Source organism: Stenotrophomonas sp. STEN023 (genome assembly GCF_056760135.1).
In genome coordinates this window covers 1-26,930 of the sequence record NZ_JBRREF010000065.1, presented here as the reverse complement: position 1 = coordinate 26,930, position 26,930 = coordinate 1, and the positions used below count along the sequence as shown (strand labels likewise).

Annotated in this window: 14 protein-coding genes and 3 pseudogenes; 16 read left to right on the top strand and 1 reads right to left on the bottom strand. The window is 55.9% G+C overall.

Translation table 11 applies throughout. The features are described 5' to 3' along the window. Nucleotides 1-21: 21 nt before the first annotated feature. From ACVOLV_RS16395 to ACVOLV_RS16325, 15 genes and pseudogenes are all read left to right on the top strand, one after another. Nucleotides 22-4,338 (top strand): hemagglutinin repeat-containing protein, encoded by a 4,317-nt coding sequence (locus ACVOLV_RS16395; RefSeq protein ID WP_481555312.1) that lies wholly within the window; start codon nucleotides 22-24, stop codon nucleotides 4,336-4,338. Nucleotides 4,339-4,340: 2 nt separating this feature from the next. Beyond that, complete coding sequence (locus ACVOLV_RS16390; protein ID WP_481555311.1) at nucleotides 4,341-4,715, top strand: hypothetical protein; 375 nt, start codon at nucleotides 4,341-4,343, stop codon at nucleotides 4,713-4,715. Between the two features lie 85 nt (nucleotides 4,716-4,800). After that, a pseudogene (locus ACVOLV_RS16385) lies at nucleotides 4,801-5,459 on the top strand (transposase); the annotation flags it as partial. A 92-nt stretch (nucleotides 5,460-5,551) separates the two neighbouring features. Continuing rightward, a complete protein-coding gene (locus ACVOLV_RS16380; RefSeq protein WP_481555310.1) occupies nucleotides 5,552-6,148 on the top strand; it encodes an imm11 family protein in 597 nt (198 codons plus the stop codon). Nucleotides 6,149-6,297: 149 nt separating this feature from the next. Beyond that, nucleotides 6,298-6,477, top strand: coding sequence for a hypothetical protein (locus tag ACVOLV_RS16375; protein ID WP_481555309.1), 180 nt, complete (start codon nucleotides 6,298-6,300; stop codon nucleotides 6,475-6,477). After that, nucleotides 6,452-8,716 carry a hypothetical protein gene (locus tag ACVOLV_RS16370; protein ID WP_481555308.1) on the top strand — a complete coding sequence of 755 codons (2,265 nt, stop codon included), beginning with the start codon at nucleotides 6,452-6,454 and terminating at the stop codon, nucleotides 8,714-8,716. The genes ACVOLV_RS16375 and ACVOLV_RS16370 overlap by 26 nt, the downstream gene beginning before the upstream one ends. A gap of 14 nt (nucleotides 8,717-8,730) precedes the next feature. Then, entirely contained in the window at nucleotides 8,731-9,600 is an 870-nt protein-coding gene (locus ACVOLV_RS16365) for a hypothetical protein (protein WP_481555307.1), read from the top strand. 244 nt (nucleotides 9,601-9,844) lie between these two features. Further along, nucleotides 9,845-10,534, top strand: a complete 690-nt coding sequence (locus ACVOLV_RS16360; RefSeq protein WP_481555306.1) for a hypothetical protein — start codon at nucleotides 9,845-9,847, stop codon at nucleotides 10,532-10,534. A gap of 172 nt (nucleotides 10,535-10,706) precedes the next feature. Beyond that, a complete protein-coding gene (locus ACVOLV_RS16355) occupies nucleotides 10,707-15,053 on the top strand; it encodes a hemagglutinin repeat-containing protein (RefSeq protein ID WP_481555305.1) in 4,347 nt (1,448 codons plus the stop codon). Beyond that, on the top strand, nucleotides 15,034-15,906 hold the full coding sequence (locus ACVOLV_RS16350; protein WP_481555304.1) for a hypothetical protein: 873 nt from the start codon (nucleotides 15,034-15,036) through the stop codon (nucleotides 15,904-15,906). Before ACVOLV_RS16355 ends, ACVOLV_RS16350 begins: the two co-directional genes overlap by 20 nt. 160 nt (nucleotides 15,907-16,066) lie before the next feature. Next, a pseudogene (locus ACVOLV_RS16345) lies at nucleotides 16,067-16,633 on the top strand (hemagglutinin repeat-containing protein); the annotation flags it as partial. Then, entirely contained in the window at nucleotides 16,608-17,879 is a 1,272-nt protein-coding gene (gene cdiI, locus ACVOLV_RS16340; protein ID WP_481555313.1) for a ribonuclease toxin immunity protein CdiI, read from the top strand. The pseudogene ACVOLV_RS16345 and the gene cdiI, both read left to right, overlap by 26 nt. Before the next feature lie 185 nt (nucleotides 17,880-18,064). After that, nucleotides 18,065-19,615, top strand: coding sequence for a hemagglutinin repeat-containing protein (locus ACVOLV_RS16335; protein WP_481555303.1), 1,551 nt, complete (start codon nucleotides 18,065-18,067; stop codon nucleotides 19,613-19,615). 28 nt (nucleotides 19,616-19,643) lie between these two features. Further along, on the top strand, nucleotides 19,644-23,489 hold the full coding sequence (locus ACVOLV_RS16330; RefSeq protein ID WP_481555302.1) for a hemagglutinin repeat-containing protein: 3,846 nt from the start codon (nucleotides 19,644-19,646) through the stop codon (nucleotides 23,487-23,489). Further along, on the top strand, nucleotides 23,489-24,388 hold the full coding sequence (locus ACVOLV_RS16325; RefSeq protein ID WP_481555301.1) for a PoNe immunity protein domain-containing protein: 900 nt from the start codon (nucleotides 23,489-23,491) through the stop codon (nucleotides 24,386-24,388). Before ACVOLV_RS16330 ends, ACVOLV_RS16325 begins: the two co-directional genes overlap by 1 nt. A gap of 701 nt (nucleotides 24,389-25,089) precedes the next feature. Here ACVOLV_RS16325 and ACVOLV_RS16320 read toward each other — a convergent pair. Then, nucleotides 25,090-25,281, bottom strand: a pseudogene (locus ACVOLV_RS16320) (hypothetical protein); the annotation flags it as partial. Between the two features lie 110 nt (nucleotides 25,282-25,391). Here ACVOLV_RS16320 and ACVOLV_RS16315 point away from each other — a divergent pair. Then, a complete protein-coding gene (locus ACVOLV_RS16315) occupies nucleotides 25,392-25,997 on the top strand; it encodes a hypothetical protein (protein WP_481555300.1) in 606 nt (201 codons plus the stop codon). Nucleotides 25,998-26,930 lie beyond the last annotated feature (933 nt).

The window sequence follows — 26,930 nt, the reverse complement described above, 5'->3', positions numbered from 1 at the left end:
AAGGCCGGCGGCAACGTTACCGTGGCCAGCACCACGCGCAGTTGGGAGAACGGCGGCTCGCATGCACAGAGCAGCACCAGCATCGACCGTGTGGCCGGGCTGTATGTCACCAGCCCAAGCGGTATCGGCGCGCTTACGGTCAATGCCGGCGGCGACGTCACCCTGACCGGCGCACAGGTAATCAATGCCGGCATGAGTGGAGCCACCGTGCTCGCCGCGGGCGGTAACCTCAACCTGGAAACCATCGCCCAGAAGCAAAGCCTCGACCTCACCACCGACAGTCGCAACTACGTGCGCAACAGCCAGACCACGCATGTAGGCAGCACCGTGAGCGGTGCCGGCAATGTGGTGCTGCAGGCAGGCAACGACGTCAATCTTGCTGCAGCCAACGTCAACGCGGGCAACGCAATCGCCGTGCAGGCCGGGCGCGACATCAACAGCAGTGTCGCTGTGGATGTGAGCACGGTCGATACGAGCTATGCAGGCAAGAAGTCCTCGCGTGCAGTATCGGCAAGTGATGAAACCGTGCGCGGCACACAGATCACCGCAGGCGGTGATATCGCGCTGCAAGCTGGTCGAGACGTCACCTTGCAGGCCGCCAGCGTCGTCAGTGATGAAGGCGGTATTGGTGTTTCCGCAGGCCGCGACGTCAACCTGACGGCGGCGCAGGAACAGCACGACCTGACCATCGACGAGCAACGCAAGAAGAAGGGCTTCCTCAAGAGCAAGACCACGACCACGCATGATGAGTGGCATGACAGCATCGCCGTTACCAGCACGCTGAGCGGCGAGACCGTTACCGTGGCGGCGGGGCGTGACCTGACCTCGCAAGGGGCGCAGATTGCGGGTACGGGGGACGTGCTGTTGGCCGCTGGGCGCGATGTGGTTCTCGATGCCGCTCAGAACACGCACACGGAAGTGCACGACAAGACCGTCACCAAGTCCGGCTTGTTCTCCGGTGGTGGGGTGGGCTTCACCATCGGCAAGCAGCGGACGGACACTACGGCCGACATCGAAGAGAAGACACACACGGGTAGCCTGATCGGCAGCACGGATGGTCGTGTGGATATTGCCGCTGGTCGCGATGTAACGATCACCGGCAGCGATGTGTTGAGCCGGGACGGCATCGGCATCATCGGCCAGAATGTGACCATCCAGGCGGCCGAAGACAGCACCAGCGTCACCGAAACCCAGAAGTTCAAGCAGACCGGCATCAACGTCAGCTTGAAGGGCGGTGCGGTGGATACTGCTCTTGCTGTGAAGAACAGCGTCGAGCGTGCCAGCGAGGCCAAGGATGACCGGCTCAGCGCACTGCATGCCGCAAAGGCGGGCCAGACGTTGTTCTCCAGCGGCGGTGCTGGTTTGAGCAGCTTGAAGGGCATGGGCGATCAGATCGGCCAAGCGAAGGCGGACGTAGCAAACGAGGAGCAGACCGCGGGTGGCCTCAGCCTTCGTGTCGGCATCGGTGCAAGCAAGAGCTCCAGCTCCACGGAATACACCGCAACCACATCTTCCGGCAGCCGCATCGCCAGTGAGAGTGACGTGGTCATTCAAGCCACGGGCGATGGCCAAGGCAATGGCGGCGATTTGAAGATCATCGGTAGCAAGGTAGAAGGCGACAACGTTGCTCTTGCCGCTGCCAATGACCTGATCCTCAAGTCGCAGCAGGAAACCCGTCAGCAGATAGAGCGCAACAAATCATCCAGCGGCGAGATTGGTATCACCATCGGCTCGGAGGCGGGCTTCGGCGTGTACGTAGCCGCGTCCGCAGCCAAGGGCAAGGGGGACGGCAGCGGCACCACACATGCCGAGACCACCATCGACGCGGCCAACACGCTGACCATGATCAGTGGGCGTGACATGACCTTGGAAGGCGCGCAGGTAAAGGGCAATACGGTCATCGCCAATGTGGGCCGTGATCTGACGATGATCAGCCAACAGGACAGCAACGACTACAAGCGCAAGGATGTCTCCGCCGGAATAGACGTGGCCGTGGGCACTGGCGGTGCCTCGGTCAGTGCCAACTACAACCAGAGCAAGATCGACAGCACCTACACCAGCGTCAAGGAACAGACCGGCATCCAGGCCGGCGAGGGTGGCTTTGATATCAATGTCGGCGGTCACACGCAGCTGACCGGCGCTGCGATTGCCAGCACCGCTGATCCATCACGCAATCACCTGAGCACCGGCAGCCTGTCGGTGGAAGACCTGAAGAATGAGGCCGCGTACAAGGCCAGCAGCGTAGGCATCAGTGTGAGCGGCAGCACTTCGGGTGGCATGAATGCGCCGGCGCCGAGCGTTGGGATTCCGCAAAGCGAGAAGGCCAGCAGCGTGACGCGTGGCGACATCGCCGCGGGTACGGTGGAGGTTCGCAATGGTGATACCGCGGCACTGGATGGGCTGAGCCGTGACACAACTGTCCTGCAGCAGGATGGGCTGAAGGAGATATTTGACCAGCAGAAGGTGCAGGAACGGCTGGAGATGGGGCAGGTTGCGAGTGAGGTCGGGTTCCGCGCAGCGGGTGACATTGCGAAGGCTCTGACCAACGGGTACACCGAAGCCGAGACGCAGGCGGAAGTGGCAAAAAAGCTGCTTGAAGGCGCTGGTTCTGACGCAGAGCGCCAAGCTGCCCAGGAAATGCTGGATAAGGCCAATGCCTCGATGTTGGCTAATAAAGGCCAATATGAATTGTGGAAGGACGGTGGTACAGGAAAGACAGTTCTGCACGCAGTTACCGGCGCACTCGTCGCGGCAGCAGGTGGCGGTAATGTGCTTCAAGGAGCTTTGGGTGCAGGGGCTGCTGAGTTGGGGCGACCGCTGACGTCAGATGAGTCAAAGCTGGTCCAGCAGTTGGTTAGTGCCGGTATCGGAATGGTGGCCGGTGGCGGAACTGGCGCTGTCACTGGGCTTGCCGGCGAGCAGTTCAATCGGCAGTTGCATAAAGAGGAGTTGGATTTCATCCGGGAAAAGGCTGCCGAATATGCAGCCGAGAAGGGTATTAGCGTTGCCGATGCGGAGCAGCAGCTACTGCGCGGCGCGCTGATGAATAATGATGATGATTGGAAAGAACTGCTCACGTTGTATGTGTCGGAAGGAATAGATCAGTACGCTGACGCGTTTGGATGGCTTGCAGGGAAGGCCGGCGAGTCGCATATGCTCATTCGTGATAGCGCCGGCGTTCTACAGCCTGCGTTTACGTCGAATGCAGCGGAGAGGGCCAACGAGGATCTCTACGCGAAACAGGTCTTGGAGACACCTTCCAGCCTGAAGATGTATCTTGACTCCGCGAACATAAAAACTGGCGAAGCATCAGTTGCTGAGTTGATGCTCGCTTATCTCAAGAATCCAAACGCTGAGGCGGACGCGTTCCTGGACGGTGCTGGAAATGCACTGAAGGGGTACTTGGCGTTACTTGATCCTGATACCTACAAGAGCATCGCCGCGCTGGCGAAGCAGATGGCAAATGATCCAAGCGGAACAACACGTCGGATTGTCAATGGATTGAAGGAACAGGGGGTTGAGGTCGGTGCAGAGCTGATGGTGGATCTGATGCAGATGGACCTGCAGGACCTCCGAGATGATGCGGCAAAGCTGCGCGGCGGCGTAGCTATTGAGGTACTTGCTGAACTTGCCACCATGGGGGCAATAAGTGCGGTAACAGCAGCCAAGTACGGCTTGAAGGGCGGCAGCGCGGCGGCGAAGGTCGCCAACGCAGCTGATGATGTGGCGCGGATGGCGGAGGATGTGGCTACTGGCGCCCGTCGTGTCGAGGACCTCGCTGGGGATGTCGGGCGGTCAAATAATCTATCGTCTTCGAGTGAATTTGGCGGATTCAGTGAGCTGGGGGGGGAACTAGTTGATAAAAATCTAGTTCGTGGACGGAAGGGAGATTGGAACAAACTGGCTAATAATCCGGAACCCAATACCCGGTACACGTTCGAAAATGGATATTCTTACCAGACGGATGGGCAAGGGCGTGTTGCTTCGGTGGAGGCAGAGATTAAAATGGATCCTTGGGATAGGAACTCCTATCAACAGGGAAAGGCTGCAAGCTGCGGTGTACAGGGTGACTGCGGAGGTCATCTCCTTGCTGCAATGTTTGGCGGTCCGGGTGAGCGCGTTAATCTAGTCCCGATGGATGCTAAGCTGAACGGCAGCGGAGGAGCTTGGTTCGAGCTGGAGACGACTTGGAAGAGGGAGCTTGCGGCTGGTAGTCAAGTTAAGGTGAGAATTTCTCCTATTTATGATGACCTTGGCCTTAGGCCTGTTTCGTTCAGTGTTGTCTATTCGATTGATGGAAAAGTGACTCGGCGTGTGTTGCCAAATTCAGGTGATTAATTATGATTGACTCGGAAATCTATGAATCCGTTGCGAAGATGATGTGGTCGATTATGCCAAGGAGCGCTGCTTTGTTTGAGCTCTTCGGAAAGTGCTATGACGATTTTCTTGAGGATGAGGTGTGGTTTGTTGATGAATTCGGTAAAAGATTTCAGTTTGGATTTGATGACTATCCCGAAGATGTTCTGCATGAGATTATGAAGAAAATGTGTCTTCTAAAAGGAATGGAGCCATTTGCGAGACAGCCTTGGACGCATTTTAGGGCAACGCTAACTGATAAAGGCGGGTTTAAATTGGATTTCTCCCATGTTCCAAGAGAGAGGGATGTGGTGGGTATCTTTATGAAAGGCGGGGCTGATGCGGGCCTGGCTAAGTAATTTTTTACCACCTCCCAGCTTTTTGAGCCAGCCAAAAGTAGAGAAATTCGGCGAAACTAACAACAAGCAGAGAGGTGGTTTTGCCATGAAGAAGTCGAAGTTCACCGAAGAGCAGATTGCGTTTGCCCTGCGCCAGGCCGAGGGCGGCACATCAGTCGGCGAGACCTGCCGGAAGATGGGAATCTCCGAGGCCACGTTCTACAACTGGAAGAAGAAGTACGGCGGTCTGGGCGTATCCGAGCTGCGCCGGCTGCGACAGCTCGAAGAAGAGAACCGCAAGCTCAAACAACTGGTCGCGGATCTGAGCCTGGACAAAGTGATGCTACAGGATGTCATTCAAAAAAAGCTCTGAGGCCGGTGCAGCGACATACGCTCATCGGCTTTCTGCAGCGTGCTTACGGAATCAGCCAGCGGCGGGCATGCGGCGTGATGCGCCAGGCCCGTTCCGGGCTGGTGTACAAACCGGTGCGCAAGATTCTGGATGCGCCATTGACGCGGCGCATCGAGGAGATAGCGCAGACGCGGCTGCGTTACGGCTATCAGCGCATCCACATCCTGCTGCGTCGTGAAGGCTGGCCGATCAATCGCAAGCGCGTGCATCGGCTGTACAAGCTGGCAGGGCTCAACCTGCGCTCAAAACGACCCCGTCGGCGCAGGGCTGCGGCTGATCGATTGGATCGACCCGTACTCACCGCACCCAACCAGAGCTGGAGCATGGATTTCGTCAGCGATGCGCTCTTCGATGAGGGAGGCTGTTGTTTCTACGCTGAACAGAATGAAGTTGGAGGCGGTTATTCCGGGTAGCCAGATAAACAAATGGTTGACGAAGGGTTGATATGAATTATTTTTTAATGAGGCCTGATCTGTCGTCGGTTGGGGTGTGGAGCCTTGGTGATATTCGCAATGTGAACAACTGGACTTTGATTCAGCCCACACCCCAGTATATGGAGCCTGGGAGGCACGTGTTGGATGTTTACGTAAGTGGGGTTGAAACTGACTACTCGCTTGCTGGTTATGCTGGCGTTCCCATCCTGAGTGAGAAGGCTGTCCGGGCGCTTGCTGGCATTCCAGAGGTTGATAAGCCGTATGTGGGGGTGATTTTTAATCCAGTTGAGATCGTGGGTCAAGATGTGATTTGTGGTTACTATGCAATGATCATTGAGGACCTGGTCGAGTGTGTTGATGAAAGTAGATCGGAGTTTGAAAAATTTGCTTTCGATGATTCGGTCAGGCCTGATCTCGCGGGGCGATATAGTTTTTTTTTGAATCTTGTCATTAATTCGGATAGGGCTGGCGGTAGGAATATATTCAGGATTTATAATTATCCCGGGGCGATAGTGGTGAGTGAGGTTTTCAAAGATAGGTTTGAGCAGGCTGGGATTGTCGGCGTTCTGTTCAGCTCGGTTAATGGGGATGTTCGAACTGTAGCCTGAGTATTGCTAGTGTGCGTGTTCAACTTTGGTTTCGTCGAGACAAGAGGCAATACAGTCATCGCCAATGTCGGCCGTGATCTGACGATGATCAGCCAGCAGGACAGCAATGATTACAAGCGCAAGGATGTATCCTCTGGTATTGATGTGCTGTGGGCACCGGCGGTGCATCGGTCAGCGCCAACTACAACCAGAGCAAGATCGACAGCACCTACACCAGCGTCAAGGAACAGACCGGCATCCAGGCCGGCGAGGGTGGCTTTGATATCACTGTTGGCGGTCACACGCAGCTGACCGGCGCTGCGATTGGCTGCGATTGCCAGCACCGCTGATCCATCACGCAATCACCTGAGCACCGGCAGCCTGTCGGTGGAAGACCTGAAGAATGAGGCCGCGTACAAGGCCAGCAGCGTAGGCATCAGTGTGAGCGGCAGCACTTCGGGTGGCATGAATGCGCCGGCGCCGAGCGTTGGGATTCCGCAAAGCGAGAAGGCCAGCAGCGTGACGCGTGGCGACATCGCCGCGGGTACGGTGGAGGTTCGCAATGGTGATACCGCGGCACTGGATGGGCTGAGCCGTGACACAACTGTCCTGCAGCAGGATGGGCTGAAGGAGATATTTGACCAGCAGAAGGTGCAGGAACGGCTGGAGATGGGGCAGGTTGCGAGTGAGGTCGGGTTCCGCGCAGCGGGTGACATTGCGAAGGCTCTGACCAACGGGTACACCGAAGCCGAGACGCAGGCGGAAGTGGCAAAAAAGCTGCTTGAAGGCGCTGGTTCTGACGCAGAGCGCCAAGCTGCCCAGGAAATGCTGGATAAGGCCAATGCCTCGATGTTGGCTAATAAAGGCCAATATGAATTGTGGAAGGACGGTGGTACAGGAAAGACAGTTCTGCACGCAGTTACCGGCGCACTCGTCGCGGCAGCAGGTGGCGGTAATGTGCTTCAAGGAGCTTTGGGTGCAGGGGCTGCTGAGTTGGGGCGACCGCTGACGTCAGATGAGTCAAAGCTGGTCCAGCAGTTGGTTAGTGCCGGTATCGGAATGGTGGCCGGTGGCGGAACTGGCGCTGTCACTGGGCTTGCCGGCGAGCAGTTCAATCGGCAGTTGCATAAAGAGGAGTTGGATTTCATCCGGGAAAAGGCTGCCGAATATGCAGCCGAGAAGGGTATTAGCGTTGCCGATGCGGAGCAGCAGCTACTGCGCGGCGCGCTGATGAATAATGATGATGATTGGAAAGAACTGCTCACGTTGTATGTGTCGGAAGGAATAGATCAGTACGCTGACGCGTTTGGATGGCTTGCAGGGAAGGCCGGCGAGTCGCATATGCTCATTCGTGATAGCGCCGGCGTTCTACAGCCTGCGTTTACGTCGAATGCAGCGGAGAGGGCCAACGAGGATCTCTACGCGAAACAGGTCTTGGAGACACCTTCCAGCCTGAAGATGTATCTTGACTCCGCGAACATAAAAACTGGCGAAGCATCAGTTGCTGAGTTGATGCTCGCTTATCTCAAGAATCCAAACGCTGAGGCGGACGCGTTCCTGGACGGTGCTGGAAATGCACTGAAGGGGTACTTGGCGTTACTTGATCCTGATACCTACAAGAGCATCGCCGCGCTGGCGAAGCAGATGGCAAATGATCCAAGCGGAACAACACGTCGGATTGTCAATGGATTGAAGGAACAGGGGGTTGAGGTCGGCGCAGAGCTGATGGTGGATCTGATGCAGATGGACCTGCAGGACCTCCGAGATGATGCGGCAAAGCTGCGCGGCGGCGTAGCTATCGAGGTACTTGCTGAACTTGCCACCATGGGGGCAATAAGTGCGGTAACAGCAGCCAAGTACGGCTTGAAGGGCGGCAGCGCGGCGGCGAAGGTAGCGAACGCAGCTGATGATGTGGCGCGGATGGCGGAGGATGTGGCTACTGGCGCCCGTCGCGTCGAGGACCTCACTGGGGATGTTGGGCGTTCAAACGATCTAGTTACAGGTGGAGCGCTAAGTCGCCCCGATATACCGCGCAACAGTCAAGTTAGTGGCGCCCTTGAAACCGGAGTGGGTGGGGGGAATAAGCCAAGTTCAGGGATAGGAGGCGCTGCGGACAATTTCGTGCCTGAGCCGAGCGTGGATCTTTTTGCGTCTGTTCGGGGTAAAGATCTTTCTAGTTTTACCAATAAGGAAATTGGTGACGTTGGCGAGGATATTACACGGTTGTTCCTTAAAGATAATAACTTTACTGATATCTTCTCAATTCAAAATGGAAGCGGGAATGGGATCGATATTGTTGCGAGGTCGCCGGATGGCTCGTTGGTTTTTATTGAGGTAAAAACATCGAGGACCGATGCGGTGGGGGATCTATCTCCGCGACAGCAGAGTATGGATTTCTTTGTTGAGGACGTACTTACCCAGGCTGCGACAAAGACGGGGCGCTACAAAAATATCAGCGCTGCTGATCAAATGCTTGCCGACGAAATGTTAATGAATTTTAAGATGAGGCCGGACCAGGTTCGGGGAAATGTTGTTGGTATTGATTTGAGTGGCGAGATGCTTAGAATATCTCCTTGGGCCAGGAAATGACGAAGGATAGGGCTATGACGCGTGACTACAAAAGGATTATTAGGGATTACCGCAACTGGTTATCACAGTCAGATGTGATGGTTGCCCGAAAGTTTGCGCAACTTCAGGGAAGTTTGAGCGATGAATCGTTTGATAGCCTGCTTCTGGCTTCGACTTCATTTCCTTTTTTATCCATCTTTTACGGTTCTAAAGGGCTTGTAGCGATTGAAGGCGGGCTTGTTGAAGATGGAGCAATTTGTCGTTCGCTGCTATACCGTTTTTGGGAGGTGCGGATTCGTGTCGCCTTGGCGACAACGCGTTCATTTCTTGGTTCCCATGTGCCCGGCGGAGGTCTTTCTATTCTGATACCCAACATCGCATGTTTAGTTTTTGCTTTTGTTGCTCTTGGTGATAGAGGGCGTGTCGAATTAATGTTGGGTGCACTTCGATTCGTGCTTAGTGATGAGAGTTCCAAGAATGCCCATTTGGATCATCATGCTGCCAATTTTGCGATTTGGTTGGGCGAACAGTATCTTCAGGAGGAGCACTCGATTGCGCTTCCCTCTCCTGATAGGGAAGAGTCATTTGGTGTGTACAGTGATGTAATCCAAGCATGGGGAACAAGTGGGGTGGTTGAATTGATACCCTCTTTGCTGAAATATCATTACGCCAATACTGATGATGATGGCAGGGGTCGTATTCCTGGTTTCAAATGGCCTCCATTCGACGCTATACCGTTTGAGGTTGTCGCAATAGTTCGTTTGAACTCATTGAAAGGCATCGATTTTTCTCCCGTTCAGAACGAAGTTGGACGACATTTGACGACGCTGGATACTGCGGTGACAGATATTTCGGATGTGTATCTTGATCGTATTGAGGAGAAATTTGGATCGTTCTTTTCTTGAGGTTCTAGGCGAATCTATTTTTCTTGGCTGATGGATGTGTTGCGCGCCCGCGACCACTTGCCAACTCTCAATTTTGGGTCATGCCAAAGTAGAGAGGTTCAGCGAAACTAACTCCAAAAGAATGGGCCTAAAGAACGGTGGCACGTTAAGCACCATCCGTTCTTTCCGGATTAATTGATGAGCGCGCTAGTGGTTCCAAGATTTCTCGATTATGCCGGCCGGTGGCGCTGCCGGATAATTGGGGGTGTTTTACAATTTGAATCTCATGTCGCCGCCTGTTGTTGCTGCCTTCAGTGAATTCAGTAGTGGTAATGGTGAGTTAACAAGGATGTGTTGGATGTTCTATGGCAAAGTTATTTTGCAAACATTTGTTGGGTTCGTCTTTTGTGCCCTGTTATCCGGATGCCTCATCAAGGAGGTAGTAAAGGGCGAACTGTCGTCCTATGACGAACCCAAGCAAGGGGGCGTAGCCCGCCTCAGGGTCGCGGGGTCACGTAACGTCAAGGTGTATCCGAACAGTGTCTGCGTAAGTCCTGACGTGCCGGGTAGCGGCTATCCTGCTGGTCCTCAAATGGGCGGGCAGCGCAAGCGTGATCTGCGCATGCCCAAGACGCCGGATACCCCCAAGCATTTCGTCGAGGTGGCGGTACGGCCTGATCAACCTATCACGGCAGGATTTTCCTTCTACTTTGAATCTCAACGCCCGGCAGCTGGACGTCCTGGCTCGGTGGAACGAGGCTCGGCCGCCTGCTACCAAGCGCGCAGCTTTGTCCCAGAGTCGGGTCAGAACTACGAAATGCGTGCGCATTGGACGAGCTCTGGCTGCGGCGTCGAAGTGTCGCAGCTGCTGACAAATGTTGATGGCTCCGTAAGTCTCCGGACAATTTCCAGCGAGCCTGCAGGCTCTTGTCCTGCTGCGGAAAAGGACAACTGACTCGCTTCGTGTTGCTTCAGGTTGGAGTGGGCTGGCGATAGTTTGGCGTTCCAAGGTTGCGGCTCAGGCAGCTTTTGATGCGGCAGCGACCACGCACCAGCAGATTGGCGAACTCACCGGTCGTCGTTTCCTCGATGGCTACGCCAGTGACGAGGACCAGTACCGGGCCCTGTTGGAAGCCGGTGCCACCGTTGCCAGCAAGTGGGGTCTGCGTCCGGGCATTGCCCTGACCGCCGAGCAGATGGCGCAGCTGACCAGCGACATCGTCTGGCTGGTTGAGCAGACCATCACCCTGGCCGATGGCTCCACCACCACCGCGCTGGTGCCGCAGGTGTTCCTGCGCGTGCAACCCGGCGATCTGAACGACAACGGCGCACTGCTGGCCGGTGCCAACGTCGACCTCAAGCTGCGTGGCGACTTCGTCAACCAGGGCGACGTGGCTGGGCGCAAGTTGGTGTCCATCGACGCAGGCAACATCCGCAACCTCGCAGGCGCAAATATCAGCGGCGAGCAGGTGGGGCTGCAGGCCCGGGAGGACATCGACATCATTGGCAGCACGGTGACCGCCACCGATGCGCTCAGTGTAAAGGCCGGCGGCAACGTTACCGTGGCCAGCACCACGCGCAGTTGGGAGAACGGCGGCTCGCATGCACAGAGCAGCACCAGCATCGACCGTGTGGCCGGGCTGTATGTCACCAGCCCAAGCGGTATCGGCGCGCTTACGGTCAATGCCGGCGGCGACGTCACCCTGACCGGCGCACAGGTAATCAATGCCGGCATGAGTGGAGCCACCGTGCTCGCCGCGGGCGGTAACCTCAACCTGGAAACCATCGCCCAGAAGCAAAGCCTCGACCTCACCACCGACAGTCGCAACTACGTGCGCAACAGCCAGACCACGCATGTAGGCAGCACCGTGAGCGGTGCCGGCAATGTGGTGCTGCAGGCAGGCAACGACGTCAATCTTGCTGCAGCCAACGTCAACGCGGGCAACGCAATCGCCGTGCAGGCCGGGCGCGACATCAACAGCAGTGTCGCTGTGGATGTGAGCACGGTCGATACGAGCTATGCAGGCAAGAAGTCCTCGCGTGCAGTATCGGCAAGTGATGAAACCGTGCGCGGCACACAGATCACCGCAGGCGGTGATATCGCGCTGCAAGCTGGTCGAGACGTCACCTTGCAGGCCGCCAGCGTCGTCAGTGATGAAGGCGGTATTGGTGTTTCCGCAGGCCGCGACGTCAACCTGACGGCGGCGCAGGAACAGCACGACCTGACCATCGACGAGCAACGCAAGAAGAAGGGCTTCCTCAAGAGCAAGACCACGACCACGCATGATGAGTGGCATGACAGCATCGCCGTCACCAGTACGCTGAGCGGCGAGACCGTTACCGTGGCGGCGGGGCGTGACCTGACCTCGCAAGGGGCGCAGATTGCGGGTACGGGGGACGTGATCCTGGCGGCTGGACGTGACCTCACGCTTGGTACTGCGCAAAGCACCTCAAGCGAGACGCACGACAAAACCGTAACCAAGTCTGGCGTGTTTGGTAGCGGTGGCATCGGGTTCACCGTCGGCAAGCAACGCACGGATACCGAGGTCGACATCACCGGGGTCGGCCATACCGGCAGCACCGTAGGTAGCCTGGGTGGTGACGTGACCTTGGTGGCCGGCAATGCACTGAAGATCGAAGGCAGTGACGTGATTGCCCTTCAGGGGGATATCACGGGCAAGGCCAAATCGATCTCCATTACCGAGGTGCACGACACCAGCACCGCAGAGCAACAGACCCGCTTCAAGCAGGCAGGTTTGACGGTGGCAGTCAGCGCCCCGGCCCTGAGCTTGCTGGAGACGGCCAATGACCTGAGCAAGGCCGCAAAGCAATCCGGCGGCGCTGGTCGCATGCAGGCGCTGGCCGCTGGGACGGCAGCGCTCAATGCCTATAACTCGGCAGGTGCGATGGGTCAGCTGGCGGATGGCCTTGCCAGTGGTAACCCGGCAGACATGGCCAAGGGTGCAAACGTCAGCATCTCGGCCACCATCGGAGCCAGCAAGAGCTCGAGCCAGAGCACGCAGAGCAGCAGCCAGGCCAAGGGCTCCAGCCTGCAGGCAGGCGGTGACGTCAGCCTTATCGCAACCGGCGGTGGTGAAGATAGCAATATCCTGATTCGCGGTAGCGACATTACCGCCGGCAACGATGTGCTGCTTGCTGCCGACAACAACATCACGCTTGAAGCAGCCCAGAACACCGCCGAACAACACAGCAGCAGTAAGAGCAGCAGCTGGGCGCTGGGCGTGGCAGCCAGCTATGGCAGCGATGGTGGCGCCATAGGCGTAACCGCAAGTGCCAGTGCATCCCGCGGCAACGCTGACGGCAAGGATGTCACTCAGCGCAATACGCATGTAACCGCAGGAAACACTGCCACGGTCATCAGCGGCGGAGACACCACCCTGAAGGGTGCGCAGCTGTCGGCAGATAAAGTGGTGGCCAATGTCGGTGGCGATCTGAACATCGAGAGCCTGCAGGACACCAGCAACTATGACAGCAAGAACAAGAGCATGGGGGCCAGCGTCACGGTAGGCGCGGGGTTCAGTGGCAGTGCCAGCTATAGCAGCAGCAAGGTCGATGGCGACTACGCCAGCGTCACCGAGCAGAGCGGCATCCAGGCTGGCGCAGGTGGGTTCGATATCACCGTTGCTGGCAATACGGATCTGAAGGGCGCGGTGATCGCCAGCTCGCAGGAGGCGATTGATGCGGGCCGGAATCGTCTACAGACCGGCACGCTCACCAGCTCCGATATCGAGAACCACAGCCAGTACAACGCCAAGAGCGTCAGCCTGTCTGGCGGTTACAGCGTGGACGCCGAAGACAGCGGAGCCAAAGGCAGCCCGAGCACGACCAACAACGGCAGTAACTGGTCGTGGCAGAACTTCGACACCGGGGCGCATGGCGCATCCGCTGGCTACGGCAGTGAGAAGGGCAAGGAGAACTCGACGACAAGCAGTGGCATCAGTGGCGGCACAGTGGTCATTACTGATCAGGTAGGCCAGCAGGCGCTGACCGGCAAGACCGCAGAAGAAATGCTTGCCGCGCTGAATCGTGACGTGCTCACCGGTGATGATGCCAATGGCCTGGCCAAGGCCTGGGATGGTCAGAAGCTGCAGCAGCAGGTTGAAGCGCAGGCGCAGATCACGGCGATGTTTGGGCAGCAGGCTAGTAAGGCTGTTGGTGACTATGCATCGCAGAAGGCTATCGAACTGCGCTTGCAAGGAAAATTTGAGGATGCTGAAAGGTGGGATGAGGGCGGGGCCTATCGCGTGGCCGCTCACGCGTTGATGGGGGCGCTTGGGGGAGGCATTGACGGTGCTTTGGGTTCAGGTTCTACGGCTATGGCAGCACCTTACCTTTCCAGTTTGACCAGCGATCTACCGGATGGAGTCAAAGAAGCTGTTGGGATGGGGCTTGCGGCAGGTTTGGGTTCATTGCTGGGAGGGAGTGGTGGCGCTGCGATGGGCGTGAATCAAGATGTGAACAATCGGCAGCTGCACCCGGATGAAATTTATTTCCTTGCAGATAAGGCGAAGGAATTCGCAGATATTATCTATGGTTGCTCCGACCAGTGCTCGGCTAGCCAGATTAATGACGCACGAGGGCGCTTGATTCGCGAGGCTTATGCACGCGTCGATAGTGTTGCTAGGTCAAAGATCGAGTATGACCCACTTGCTGAGGCATATATAAACATTAATCCCGTCAGTTTTTCTTGGGGTGAGGGATTCTATGTAACCCGGGATCAGTACATTGATAACGCGTATTTTAAGGATTTGTACTCATCCGACGTCCGTGCCTTTGACTACTTGACGGGCGCATTGGGTGCTGGTGGCGCAACCCGAGAGGATTTGCAGAATGCCTACCGAAATGTGCTCTCTGATCTGGCGGACTCCTCGCGGGGTCGGGATGGCGTTGAATTGTTGGAGACGTTCTCGGGTGATGTCGGGATGGCTCTTGGGATCGTCAGGAAGGTAGCAAATGGTGACTTGGAAGGCGGCTCAATAGATGCTGCTATTTCCGCTTTGCCCTGGGTGGTTGGGAAGGTGTTGAGGCCGTTGGCTATGGCTGCTGATGGCACGTATTGGCTTAATGGTAGAGTTATTGATGCTACTTGGATTAACGCAAAAGGTGAGCTGACCTGGATTAATCCTGTAAATGGAGTGAAAGAGGTTTTTCCAGATGCTGCTAAGGTCAATGTTGATCATATTTTGCCGAGGGCGTATTTTAGTGAGATAGTTGGTTTTGACAGTCTTCCGAAAAAGATCCAAGTTGAGTTAATAGATTCGATTGATAATCTTCAGCCAATGGTGAAGCCAGCTAATTGTTCAAAGAGCTGCTCGGTTGAGTTTGTGGATGGGGGCTGGAAAACTTGGGATGGGCAGCCTATTTCTCCTGAATACAAAATGTATTTGTTGGAGGTGCAGTCGAACATTCGAGGGAAGGTTGAAAGGGCTATTTATGAATTCAATGTTAACTAGTGTGGTGGGAGGTGTTGTGGCGAATTTTAATGGCGGAATTTATCGGCGTTTCTGTGACGTTCCTTCGTTATATGCTTCAAATATCACGGCAGATCGGGGGGCTGCGATTGAGCGGATCATCGACAACGGGAAGTCTTGGTTGCTAGAGACTTTTGAGTCATACCAGCCTGAGTCGTATGCAACTATTAATGATCTGGGCGGGGATCTTTTTCTTGGATTGTCTTTGGTTAGGAATTTGCTGAGGCCTGATAGTCCCGATTTTGTTTCACCATTCTTATTTATTGAAACTCCCGGTGGGTTGGTCAAGGTTGAGCCAGCTCCAGTCGGTGTTACGTTTGAGGACGGTAATGATTGTTTTGGTTCCATTCGCGCTCTGCCCGATGGAATTGCCAAGTCGTGGTTGTGGCGGACGGGGGGGTGGAAGATTCCAGAAAGCATCCCTGACAATCCGTTGGTTAACAGGCGTCTGGTTGCGCATCCACAAGCATCTTGGGTTCCAATCGATAGGGTGATCGCATCGTATGGCCGAGAGTCCAAGCAACTAATGGCTGGGCTCTTAAGACGCATTCCGGAATCTGTTGGAGTTCGTCGCAACGTGCATGATGGGGTCGATTATAAGTGGGTGTCCATGCGCTGTTTTTTAGATACACGAAAAGACGGCGTTAGCGGGGCTTCCGGCGATCAGTTGTTTGTGTTGGACTCGAAGCGCGATGGTTCCGTGTATCACATAAAGGACGGGAATGTTGACGATATTGGGATCCTTGATAATCCCGTGAAGGCGGTGGACCTCTATTCTTCTCACGTGTTAAAGGGGGCGGACGGGGAATTTGACTTCGTCTCATGGCGGAAATAGTTGATATTAATGGCGACATGTTCTGTTTACCGGCAATGCACTGAAGATCGAAGGCAGTGACGTGATTGCCCTTCAGGGGGATATCACGGGTAAGGCCCAATCGATCTCTCTCACCAAGGTACAAGACACCAGTGCCGCTGAGTAAAGCAGCAAGAGCAGCAGTGGCGCGATTGGCGTGGCAGCGAGTTACGGCAGCGATGGCGCTGCCTTCGGTATCACCGCCAGTGCAAGTGTTTCCCGCGGCAACGCTGAAGGGAAGGATGTCACCCAGCGCAATACGCATGTAACCGCAGGGAACGCTGCCACGGTCATCAGCGGCGGAGACGCCACCTTGAAGGGTGCGCAGCTGTCGGCAGATAAAGTGGTGGCCAATGTCGGTGGCGATCTGAACATCGAGAGCCTGCAGGACACCAGCACCTATGACAGCAAGAACAAGAGCATAGGGGCCAGCGTCACGGTAGGCGCGGGGTTCAGTGGCAGTGCCAGCTATAGCAGCAGTAAGGTCGATGGCGACTACGCCAGCGTCACCGAGCAGAGCGGCATCCAGGCTGGCGCAGGTGGGTTCGATATCACCGTTGCGGGCAATACCGACCTGAAGGGCGCGGTGATCGCCAGTTCGCAGGAGGCGATAGATGCTGGCCTGAATCGCCTGCAGACCGGCACGCTCATCAGCTCCGGAAGAGCAGTTCGTGTTGTTCAGTATGAAGCCAGGGACAAAAGAGTATGACTCTCTACTGGCGCGCGGATTGGCGGCCAGCTCGGATTTGGGGAAGCCACTTCCAGATTTATATCAACACGTTCTTCGGCTGTTGACAGAAACTGATTGGGTAGGGCCGCAAACTAAAGCGCCGCGGGGCGGGCTAACGCTGGATTCGCGAAATCAGATCGAGATTGCGCGGTTAGGTCCACTATTCGGGTTACCGGATGGATTGAGTAATATGGTAGGAGGAACGCCAGAGCAAGTTGCTGGTGCTAATCAATTTGGTGCCGTGGCTATGGATCTTGCTGGGTCCGTTCAGGTGTTGCGGCCTAAAAATGTCGTGGGAGGCGGGCCAGTTTCGGGCCCGGCCGATAGCTATGTTCAGTCGACTCTAACTGAATACAATGTGGCATTTCCTTCTCGATATATTTCCGGGGACATGCGTATTGGGAACAACATACCGAGTTCTGTTGTTTTCAATTCAAACATTGAACGGCACATTTCTACTGTTGATGGGTTCGCGCAGAAAAGTGGCGTCGCTGGTGGGCATAATCTCCAGGAATTTTCCTTCTTTGCTTCAAGTAACGGCCTGCAGATTTTGGGTGGCCCAGTTCAACGCTCAGTCGGTATTTATACAGTCAAGTACAAAATTCCTGCGTATGATAGGGCGGGGAATCAAATTGGATATAAGTCTCAGGTTTACGATAAAACGGTTTATGATCCGGCCTATTTTTCTGATGCGCAGATTTATAATCTCGGCGGGACTGCTGCTGAAGGTGGTTATCTTAAAGCGCGATCAGAAGGAAAGTTTCAGTATGACGCTTCTGTGGGAGGTATTTCTTTCAGGGTGTATTTGGACAGGGCCACGGGCGCGGTTGCTAATTTTCATCCTAAATGGCAGGAATTTGACGTGGACTTATTTGACGAGCCGTACGACGGGCTCACTGCCGATTGGATTATGAAGGCCTATTGGGATTCTGTTTATGGCTATGGTTCATTTATTTATGCTGTTTGTTTGATATCGAATCGTGTGGGTTATAGTGTGGACGGGGCCTATTGTAGGTTTCCTGAGCCGAATGGCTGGTCGGAAGAGGATTTGTTTGAGGGTGTCGAATTTGGATATGGAAGTCCGGGGATAGACGTGTTGGAAATGATCGTTAGTGAAGCGGTTTGTGCGGAGGTTCTTATGGAGGCCTGTCGGCGGTATCTCGTTCGCCATCCTAAAGATGAAGCTCTGTTGCAAGAAGCAATGGATAGGATTCGGGAGTGGTAGGGGCGAGAACCGGAGGGGGGCAGGTTGGATTGTGTCTACTCCTCGTAATTTATTGCCAAGCCAAGAGCGGGGTCAGCCTGAACTGAAGAACGGTGTCAGGTAAACTTTCGGCGCTATTGGCTGGGTGATGTGACGGCGCCAGTGTTCACCTCAAGCTGCGTGGCGACTTCGTCAACCAGGGCGACGTGGCTGGGCGCAAGTTGGTGTTCATCGACGCAGGCAACATCCGCAACCTCGCAGGCGTAAATATCAGCGGCGAGCAGGTGGGGCTGCAGGCCCGGCAGGACATCGACATCATTGGCAGCAAGGTGACCGCCACCGATGCGCTCAGCGTCAAGGCCGGCGGCAACGTTACCGTGGCCAGCACCACGCGCAGTTGGGAGAACGGCGGCTCGCATGCACAGAGCAGCACCAGCATCGACCGTGTGGCCGGGCTGTATGTCACCAGCCCAAGCGGTATCGGCGCGCTTACGGTCAATGCCGGCGGCGACGTCACCCTGACCGGCGCACAGGTAATCAATGCCGGCATGAGTGGAGCCACCGTGCTCGCCGCGGGCGGTAACCTCAACCTGGAAACCATCGCCCAGAAGCAAAGCCTCGACCTCACCACCGACAGTCGCAACTACGTGCGCAACAGCCAGACCACGCATGTAGGCAGCACCGTGAGCGGTGCCGGCAATGTGGTGCTGCAGGCAGGCAACGACGTCAATCTTGCTGCAGCCAACGTCAACGCGGGCAACGCAATCGCCGTGCAGGCCGGGCGCGACATCAACAGCAGTGTTGCTGTGGATGTCAGTACGTTCGACACCGGTTCTGCAGGAAAGAAGTCCTCGCGTGCAGTATCGGCAAGTGATGAAACCGTGCGCGGCACACAGATCACCGCAGGCGGTGATATCGCGTTGCAAGCCGGTCGAGACGTCACCTTGCAAGCAACCTCTGTCGCCAGCGACGAAGGCGGTATCGGTGTTTCTGCAGGCCGCGACGTCAACCTGACGGCTGCGCAGGAACAGCACGACCTGACCATCGACGAGCAACGCAAGAAGAAGGGCTTCCTCAAGAGCAAGACCACGACCACGCATGATGAGTGGCATGACAGTTATGCGATAGGAACCACGATAACCGGCCAGGCTGCAAGTGTTGCGGCGGGCAATAACCTTACCTTGCAAGGCGCGCAGGTTATTGGTGACGGCAACGTCGGCCTCTTTGCAGGCAACAACGTGGTGATCGAGTCTGCGCAGGATACCCATCAGGAAGCGCATGACTTCAAACAGAAGAAGTCGGGTCTGACCGGCGCGCTGTCCGGTGGCGTGGCCAGTGTGGGTTATGGAAAGTCCTCCAGTACCACGCAGAGCACGTTGGAGAGCACGACGCAGGTTGCGTCTGCAGTGGGCTCCATCAACGGAAACCTCACGGTCAGTGCCGGCAACCAGTTGACGATCGCAGCCTCCGATCTCGCTGCGGGTCAGGACCTGACGCTGGCGGGCAAGGACATCAACCTTATTGCCCGCCAGGACACGCTGGATACGCAGAACAGCGCAACGAGCAAGTCCAGCGGGTTCTCGGTGGGCGTAACCTACGATCCCGGCAAGGCTTGTCGCAGTGCTCGCGACTCCACGACTGACGGCATGGCGGACAGCGGCTCGACCATGGGCAAGATCACCCGCACCGCGGAAGGCGTAGCGTGCCGCGACCACTCCGGTGGTTGTTACTGCAGGCAGTCAGCGTTCCAGCAGTAACCAGAGCGGTTCCACCAGCGATGCGCGGGTGAGCCAGCTCAGTGCTGGCGGTGACCTGACGTTGATTGCCAATGGCGGTTCCATCTATAGCCAGGGCGCGCAGATGGCGGCCGAGCGCGATGCCTTGCTGCTGGCAACCAAGGACATCGTGTTCGATGTCGCCCACAACACCGAGAGCTCGGATAGCAGCAGCCGCAGCAAGGGCTGGGGCATGGCAAACAACGCCAGCGGCCTGCCGTTCGGCACCAACAACTCGCGTGGTGAAGGTACCGGCACCAGCGACACCATTACCGGCACGCAGTTGTCGGTGGGCGGTGGCGTGCGTATGGCTACCAGTGAAGGCGACATCCGCCTCACTGCAGCCAATGTAGTTGCCGAGAAGGACGTCAACATCCACGCAGCAGGTGACCTGAGCATTGGCAGTGGCCAGGACACGGTAGGTAATGCCAACAGCTCCCCGAGCAAAGCCATCGGCACGGTGCAGATATCGGACACGGAGAAGTTCTCCGGTTGGCACCGCCAGCAGCATGCGGATGAAAGTGGGCAGGTCTCGCAGGTGGCGAGTAACGTCGGCAGCTTGGGCGGCAACGTGAACCTCAGCGCAGGCGGCACCTACAGCCAGATTGCCAGCAACGTGGTGGCCGACAAAAACATCAATATCACCGCGGCGAAGATCGAGGTGCTCACCGCCAATGAGGTGGGGCATTACTCACAGAGCGACGAGGACTTGAAGATTGGTGCGTTCGCGCGGGTGAAGTCGCCGCTGATCGACTTGATCAACAACGTTGATGGCGCACGCCAGTCAGATGGGCGGCTGTCGCAGATGCAAGGCATGGCCGCAGCGGCCAGTGCCTATCAATCGGCCAGCGCCATCGCCAATGCCGCAGGTGTCGGTGGCAGTGGCGCGCTGTTCAGCGCAGAAGCTGGTGTGGGCTTCAAATCGTCCAGTAGCAGTGCCGAGGGCAACAGCGTGGTATCGCAGGGCTCCACCCTGCAGGCAGGCGGTAACCTCAACCTGACCAGCACCAGTGGCGACATCCACGTGGTGCAAGGCAACCTGAGCGCCGGCAACACGATCAGCCTGGATTCGGCGCGGGACATCTTGCTCGAAGCCGGGCAGACCCACCTGCAGGACAAGAGCAAGAGCAGCAACGCCGGCGCTGAAGTGGGCGTGGGCGTTACCGTTGGTGCGCAAACCGGTTTTTATGTTTATGCCGAAGCAAGCGTGGGCAGCAGCAAGTCGAACTCGGACAGCGCAACGTGGCAGAACACCACACTCAGCGGCCAGAACATCTCGCTGAAGGCCGATGGCGACACCACTCTGCGCGGTGCCACGGCTACTGCCGATCGCATTGACGTGCGGACCGGCGGCACGCTGAACATCGAATCGCTGCAGGACACCGCAGAGAGCATGTCGAAGAACAGCCAGGTCGGCGGCCGCGTGCAAGTGGCGTGGGGTAATGCGTGGGGCGTTGACGGCTATGCCAGTGGAGGCAAGTCCAACGGCAGCTACCAGGGCGTTGGCGAACAGTCGGGCTTGTTTGCAGGCGAGGGTGGCTATCACGTCGAAGCCGGTCATGTGAATCTGGTTGGTGGTGCGATTGCCAGTACCAATGCGGGCAAGAGTGAACTGAGCGCGCAGACGTTGACGTTCAGTGATCTGCAGAACGAGATGGAGCACAAGACAAGCTCCGGCAGCATCAGTGGCGGTTACGGCGGTCGCGTTGAAGGCTGGACGCCTGTGGCGGAGGGGGCAGCGCCGAGTTTCGGCGGCGGTGTGCCGATGAACGAGAAGGGTGGTGACGACAGCACCACTTACGCCACATTGACCGAAGGCAACATTGTCATCGGCGGCAAGCAGACCACTGCTGCCGAGCTTGGAGTGAATACCGATGCAGCTGCAGCGCACCGGGCGCTGGAGGCACTGCCGAACGCAGACAAGCTGCTGGCCGACCAGCAGATCATGGCCGGCGCGATGGGCGCGGTAATGTCGGCCAGCAAGCAGGTGGCGAACGATATCGCCAATCAGGCGATGCGTAGTCTGGAGAATGATTACGTTGCGGGGTTGGGTGATGAGGAGAGAGCGCGGTTTGAGGGGCTGAGTCCTGGGGAGCGGGCAGCGGTGCTGCAGCTCAATCGCGGCACGGAGTTCAAGGCCGCTGAGGCACAGCTAAAGAGCTGGGGCATCGGCAGTGAGAAGGGCCGTGCGTTGGAAGCAGTGACCACGTTGTTGGTGGGCGTGGTCTCAGGCCAAGGTGGCGGGGTGGTAGCTACGAATGCGCTGGCGCCTTACGTCGCGAACCTGATTGGCAACAAGTTCGATGAGAACCACGGCAGCGATCCGAATGCGGCAGCGCAGCTGCTTTCACATGCGCTGTTAGGTGCGTTGTTGGCTGAGGTCAATGGAGGCAGCGCTGCTGGGGGTGCTGCAGCGGCGGCAGGTGGTGAGCTGTCGGCGAAGTTACTGACGGAGGCGCTGTATCCAGGGCACACCGGCGAGCTGGATGGTGCGCAAAAGGAGGCGATCCTCGCGTTGTCGCAGGCAGTTGGGGCTTTGGCTGGCGGTATTTTGGGAGGGGATCTATCAAGCGGGAGTATGGGAGCTGCGGTCGCAAAGAATTCGGTGGAGAACAATTGGCTTGCGGTTTCCGAAGTGGTGGCGGCGAATACGGCGTACGCGGCTTGCGACAGCAAAGGTGGGGACGTCGCTGGCTGCAAAAAGCAGATCACTGATGCCATGAATGATCTGGATAAGCGCAGGGACATGGAACTGTTCGATGGCAAGCGGGAAATCGAAAAAGGAATCTACGAGCAGCTGCGCAGCGCGGCTGCAGTATGCGGCGAGGACTTGACTTGTTTGAATCGTCATCACGCGGATGCGAAGTCTTGGGCAGAAGGTGAGTGGAACAAACTGGTTTCATCCTTCGTGGATACTGCTACTGGGGGAGGGCTGGTTACGTCAGGCTTTTATCCCGACGGCAAGCTTTCGGCTATGGCCGACGGCTTTATTGCAAGGGCTCTGTCGACGCCTGACCGAGCGAAAGGGATATATGACTATTTCGTCGGCCGAGGCGCTGGCGGCGTCGCCGAGGATGCATACAAAGGTGCGTCTGGAATGGTATCTAACCTGATAGATTGGTTCGCGAGTGATATTCCCGCACATTCGATAGAGAGAAAGATAGATCAGATGGTAACAATGGACGCCAATCAGATTGGCGGACTCACGTTCGACTCTGCGCTCGGAACACTCACAGGATATGCAGGTGGAGCAGCTGTTCAGCTTGTTGGTGGAAAATGGGTGCCGCTTGCGGGAAGAAAATTGGACGAATTTCTCAACCGAAGCGCTAGTGAAGCTTTGATCAAAAGCGGGGGGCTCCATGGTGCGGACGGCAGGCCGCTTTTGGATTTTTCCGCGCTTACTGACGATCAGAAACGCGTGGTTGGGGAGGTGTTTGGAGAGCGGCAAGTTAACCACATCCTCCCCGATGGGCAGAAGCTGGCGCGTCTTCAAGGTGCAGGTACCCCAGGACTAGATGACTTGTATCGGACGAACAGGCCAGATGTCGATTTTGTTCTCATAGAGTACAAATTCGGTAGATCGAATTTGCGCGAGAGTCTTGATGGGATGCAGATGAGCGATTCGTGGTTGACGGGAGCGGTGACGGGTACCAATCGAATCGTGAACGCCGTAACCGACCGCCGCTTGGCTGCTGATGTAAACGCAGCTTTGCAAAGTGGTCGAGTTGAGAAATGGTTGGTGCATACTGACCCGCAGGGAGGTGTTTCCGTCGCGATGATAGATGCGAATGGTAAAATTTTCCCAAGACCCGATTTGGCGACGAAAATTGTGCAGCACAAGACTCCGGAGCACTAATGAAGCGTGATTCTAGATATTCCTTGAAGTTTTGGAATGAATGGGTTGATTTTCGTGCAGGGGAGCTGGTTCGAATGCGACGCATCTTGGATGCGTCGGAAGGGAATAGGCATCATCGACCGCAGTACACGCTTGATCTCGCCAAGACCACTTTGGAGCTCATGCTCTCGAAGTACTCACGCGGCGATGATGTGTCTAGCTTGGTGCCTTTGTTTGAAACCTTACTAGGGGCATGGGAGGAGTCTGTACGGTTGGAGAAAGGTGTATATAGCGAAGCGCAGATCCGTATTCGGAACTCCTGGGTCGTTAATATAGATTTCTACGATTATTGTTTTCGCGTAGTTGGTTTGGCAATCCTTCTTGATATTCCCGAGTCACAATGGCGGCGGCTCATCACGTTGGTTGGTAACGTTGGCCAGGATGCCGTATTGGACAGGGTTATCGCGTATCGCGACTCGGGTCGAGAAATTGGAGGATTGGTTTGTTTCTCAAAGGCATACGGAGGGTTGGTTGGGATTCTTGATGCTGCTTGCGGAGAAGGCGCGCAACAACTTAGACGCTACGTTGATGGGTGGTTTCAAGGACTTCTTGATGCTGGCTCGCGCGATTTTCCCTCGGAGCATAGAACACCTTATTGGTGGGTGTTTTGCGCTGACGAAGAGCGTGGTGTGCAGGGCGGATATTTTGGTTGCTGGTGTATCGAAGCAGCAGTGGTCGCCAAGGTCGTCGGCGTCGATGATGAGCTTTGTATCGAACACCCGCACTATCCTGGTGATTTGGTGCTCGATGGACGAAGTCCAAGGTATCCCGATATAGCATCAGAGTTTGAGAATTCCAGGAGTAGTGAGTCTTCACTCGGGCGGATTGGGAGTTTTCTTGGATCGTTGCTCCGCAAATAGTCAGGTGCGAGTAATGGCGCAAGAACGGTGCCGGGTTCAATTCGAGCCAGTCTTGTTTTTGGTTGGTCGATGCGCTTGGCGGGTTCCCGCGAACCGTTGGGTTCTGGCTTCGACTGCTGCATGAGAGCGCGGGGGCTCGCGAGTAAACCCGGAACTCGAATGGCTCTATCGTGAGAAAGGACAGGTGCCTTTGCCTCCAAATACTGATTGGAATAAATTCAATAAGGGGAATTGGTGAATAATTTGAAGAGCTGCTCGTGGCGGGTTATCTGTGCGATTGTTGATTGAATGCATCTGTTGATGTGGGTTTTAGCTTTATCTTATTTATTCTTAATGATTTTGAATAGACTAGTGTTTCAGGACCCCAGTTTTTTTGGTTTTAGTCACGGTGAATTATCTCCTTATCGGGATTTGATGCCTTGGATGGGTATTTTGGCGGTGCCTGTTCTCACTGTATTTTTATAATTCGTTTTGCGCTGAATAGGCGGGTGGTTCCCGCAGAGATACTGGTAGTGTTGGTAGGTTGGTGTATGCTCCTTTATAACCTCTATTTTGCTGTATCTTAGCGGTGGTCTGATCAATCAGCTCAGACACGCAGATTTCCCCGTTTATCACAGCAGCAGCGATATCGAGGCGGGGAGAAGTAACGTTCGGTTTGCTATTTACGCTACAGGACGGTATTTCCCGTCCTGCAGGCGCAGCTACTCCGTCTGCGGCAGCAATTGCTGCCGCGTCATCCATAATGACGGCGCAGGCAGTGCAAGCATCTGCGCTGTGTCCTTGACCAGATTGCGATAGTGCATCTTGGCGCAACCAAGCTGGCGCTTCACCAACCGGAACGGGTGTTCGACTTTTGCACGCACACTTGCCTTGAAGTGTTCCCAACGCAGCGCATACTTCTGGCCGCGCGGAGGTTTATCGTCGACAGGGCGCGCTGTCTTCAGATGCTGTTGTTGAACCCTGTGGTAACTGTGAGGCTGTATGGCCAAAGGGATTAAATTAAATGAGTGGTCTTGGTCCAGGATGGATCCCGGGTTTTGGGGTGATTTACACATGGATCGCGGTCGATATAAATGATCGCGTTGCTGTTATGGTGAATAATTGTTTTGGCGATATTCCAGATGTGTTGCTGAATATGGATTCGATAGATCAGCGTTTGGATGGAGTGTCAGATTTTCTTTGGGAGGGAGGCGTTGCCTGTCGCGCGGGTGTGACGGGTTCGTCGGATTTTGATGTTGATATGTTTTCGCGATGGCGAAAGGCTAGGTTTCAATCTCGCGAGGAAGTTAAGGATTTTTTGTTGCAAGATTATTATGATGCAGGCAGGTTTGCAGAGCCGAGTCTTGCGGTTAATGTCGGGGCATTTGTTTATCATGGTGTTGAAGGCGATGCGCCGGGCGTGGATTACCCAGTTGGCTACGACAAAGATGTGGAAATGGGCGATTATTTCAGATACTTAATTCCGAGTGCTCCTGTTGCTGCGAAAGACTTTCCGGAGCATATAAGTCGATATTTTGTGGCTTCCGATTCTTTGGATTTTGAGAAGGATCGCCTGATTGTAGGGTCTTCTATCCGCAGTCTTTTCAGGCGGATGTACGTTGGTGAGTAGTCGTCGCGGAAAGGAGCCGTGTAGGGAACGGCGTCAGGGTCACTTCTAGCCGTTCTTGTTCTTGGTTGGTCGAGGCGCTGCGCGGGTTTCCGCGAACTGTTGGATTTTGGCGTCGACTATTGTTTGATGGCTCGAGGAGCTAAGCGCGCGCTATTACTGCAAGCGGATACGGATCTGTTCTAGCTCCAGATCCGACCCCTCTTGCGAGAACTGGTGCCGCCAGGTGGCCCGCTGGGTGGCAGTGGCTTCAACTTCCAACCATTGTGGGTGATGAGTAAGACGGGTGTCGGTTCGAAGTCCAAGGAGGGTTCTGTAGCTCGACCACGTGTATTTCTAGGGGCTGCAATCACGGCAACCCGTATAGGGTCGAGTTCGATGTAGCGCATGCAGCGCAGCAGATAGTCATCGCTATCTACCAAGCTGGCTTTGTAGTGGCCCTCACATAGTGTACCGGTGCGTTCATGCGTCCCGTTGATCGGGCCAACGTGATTTCTCCCCAGTCGCTGCACTACCTTACCTATAGCACCAGTGCTGTTGGGTGTGAGTAACAGATGGGCGTGGTTATCCATCAGGGCATAGGCATGTAACTGGTAGTCTTATCTTGGGACTGCATCAGCTAGGAAGTGAGATTGTGAAATCTGATATGTCATGGATATTGGGGTACGGCACTGCCGCAAAAGGGGGGCTGGAGTCGGATCCTAGCCTAGTAGATGTTGAATATTATCTTGGCAAAGTATGCGAGGCACGGGGCTCTGTAACCTTAGATTTGAAAGGGTACTGTGGCTACGAGTTTTCTTCGCTGCAGGTTATGGCGGCGACGTCCCCCCCGCTTTCAGTAGCGGGGCCCTTTAGAGTCCAGATTTAATCGTAGCGGCTTTGGCCGCCAACTGTTGGGCATAGGCGGCCGGTGTCAGGCCGCCTAAGATCTTCTTC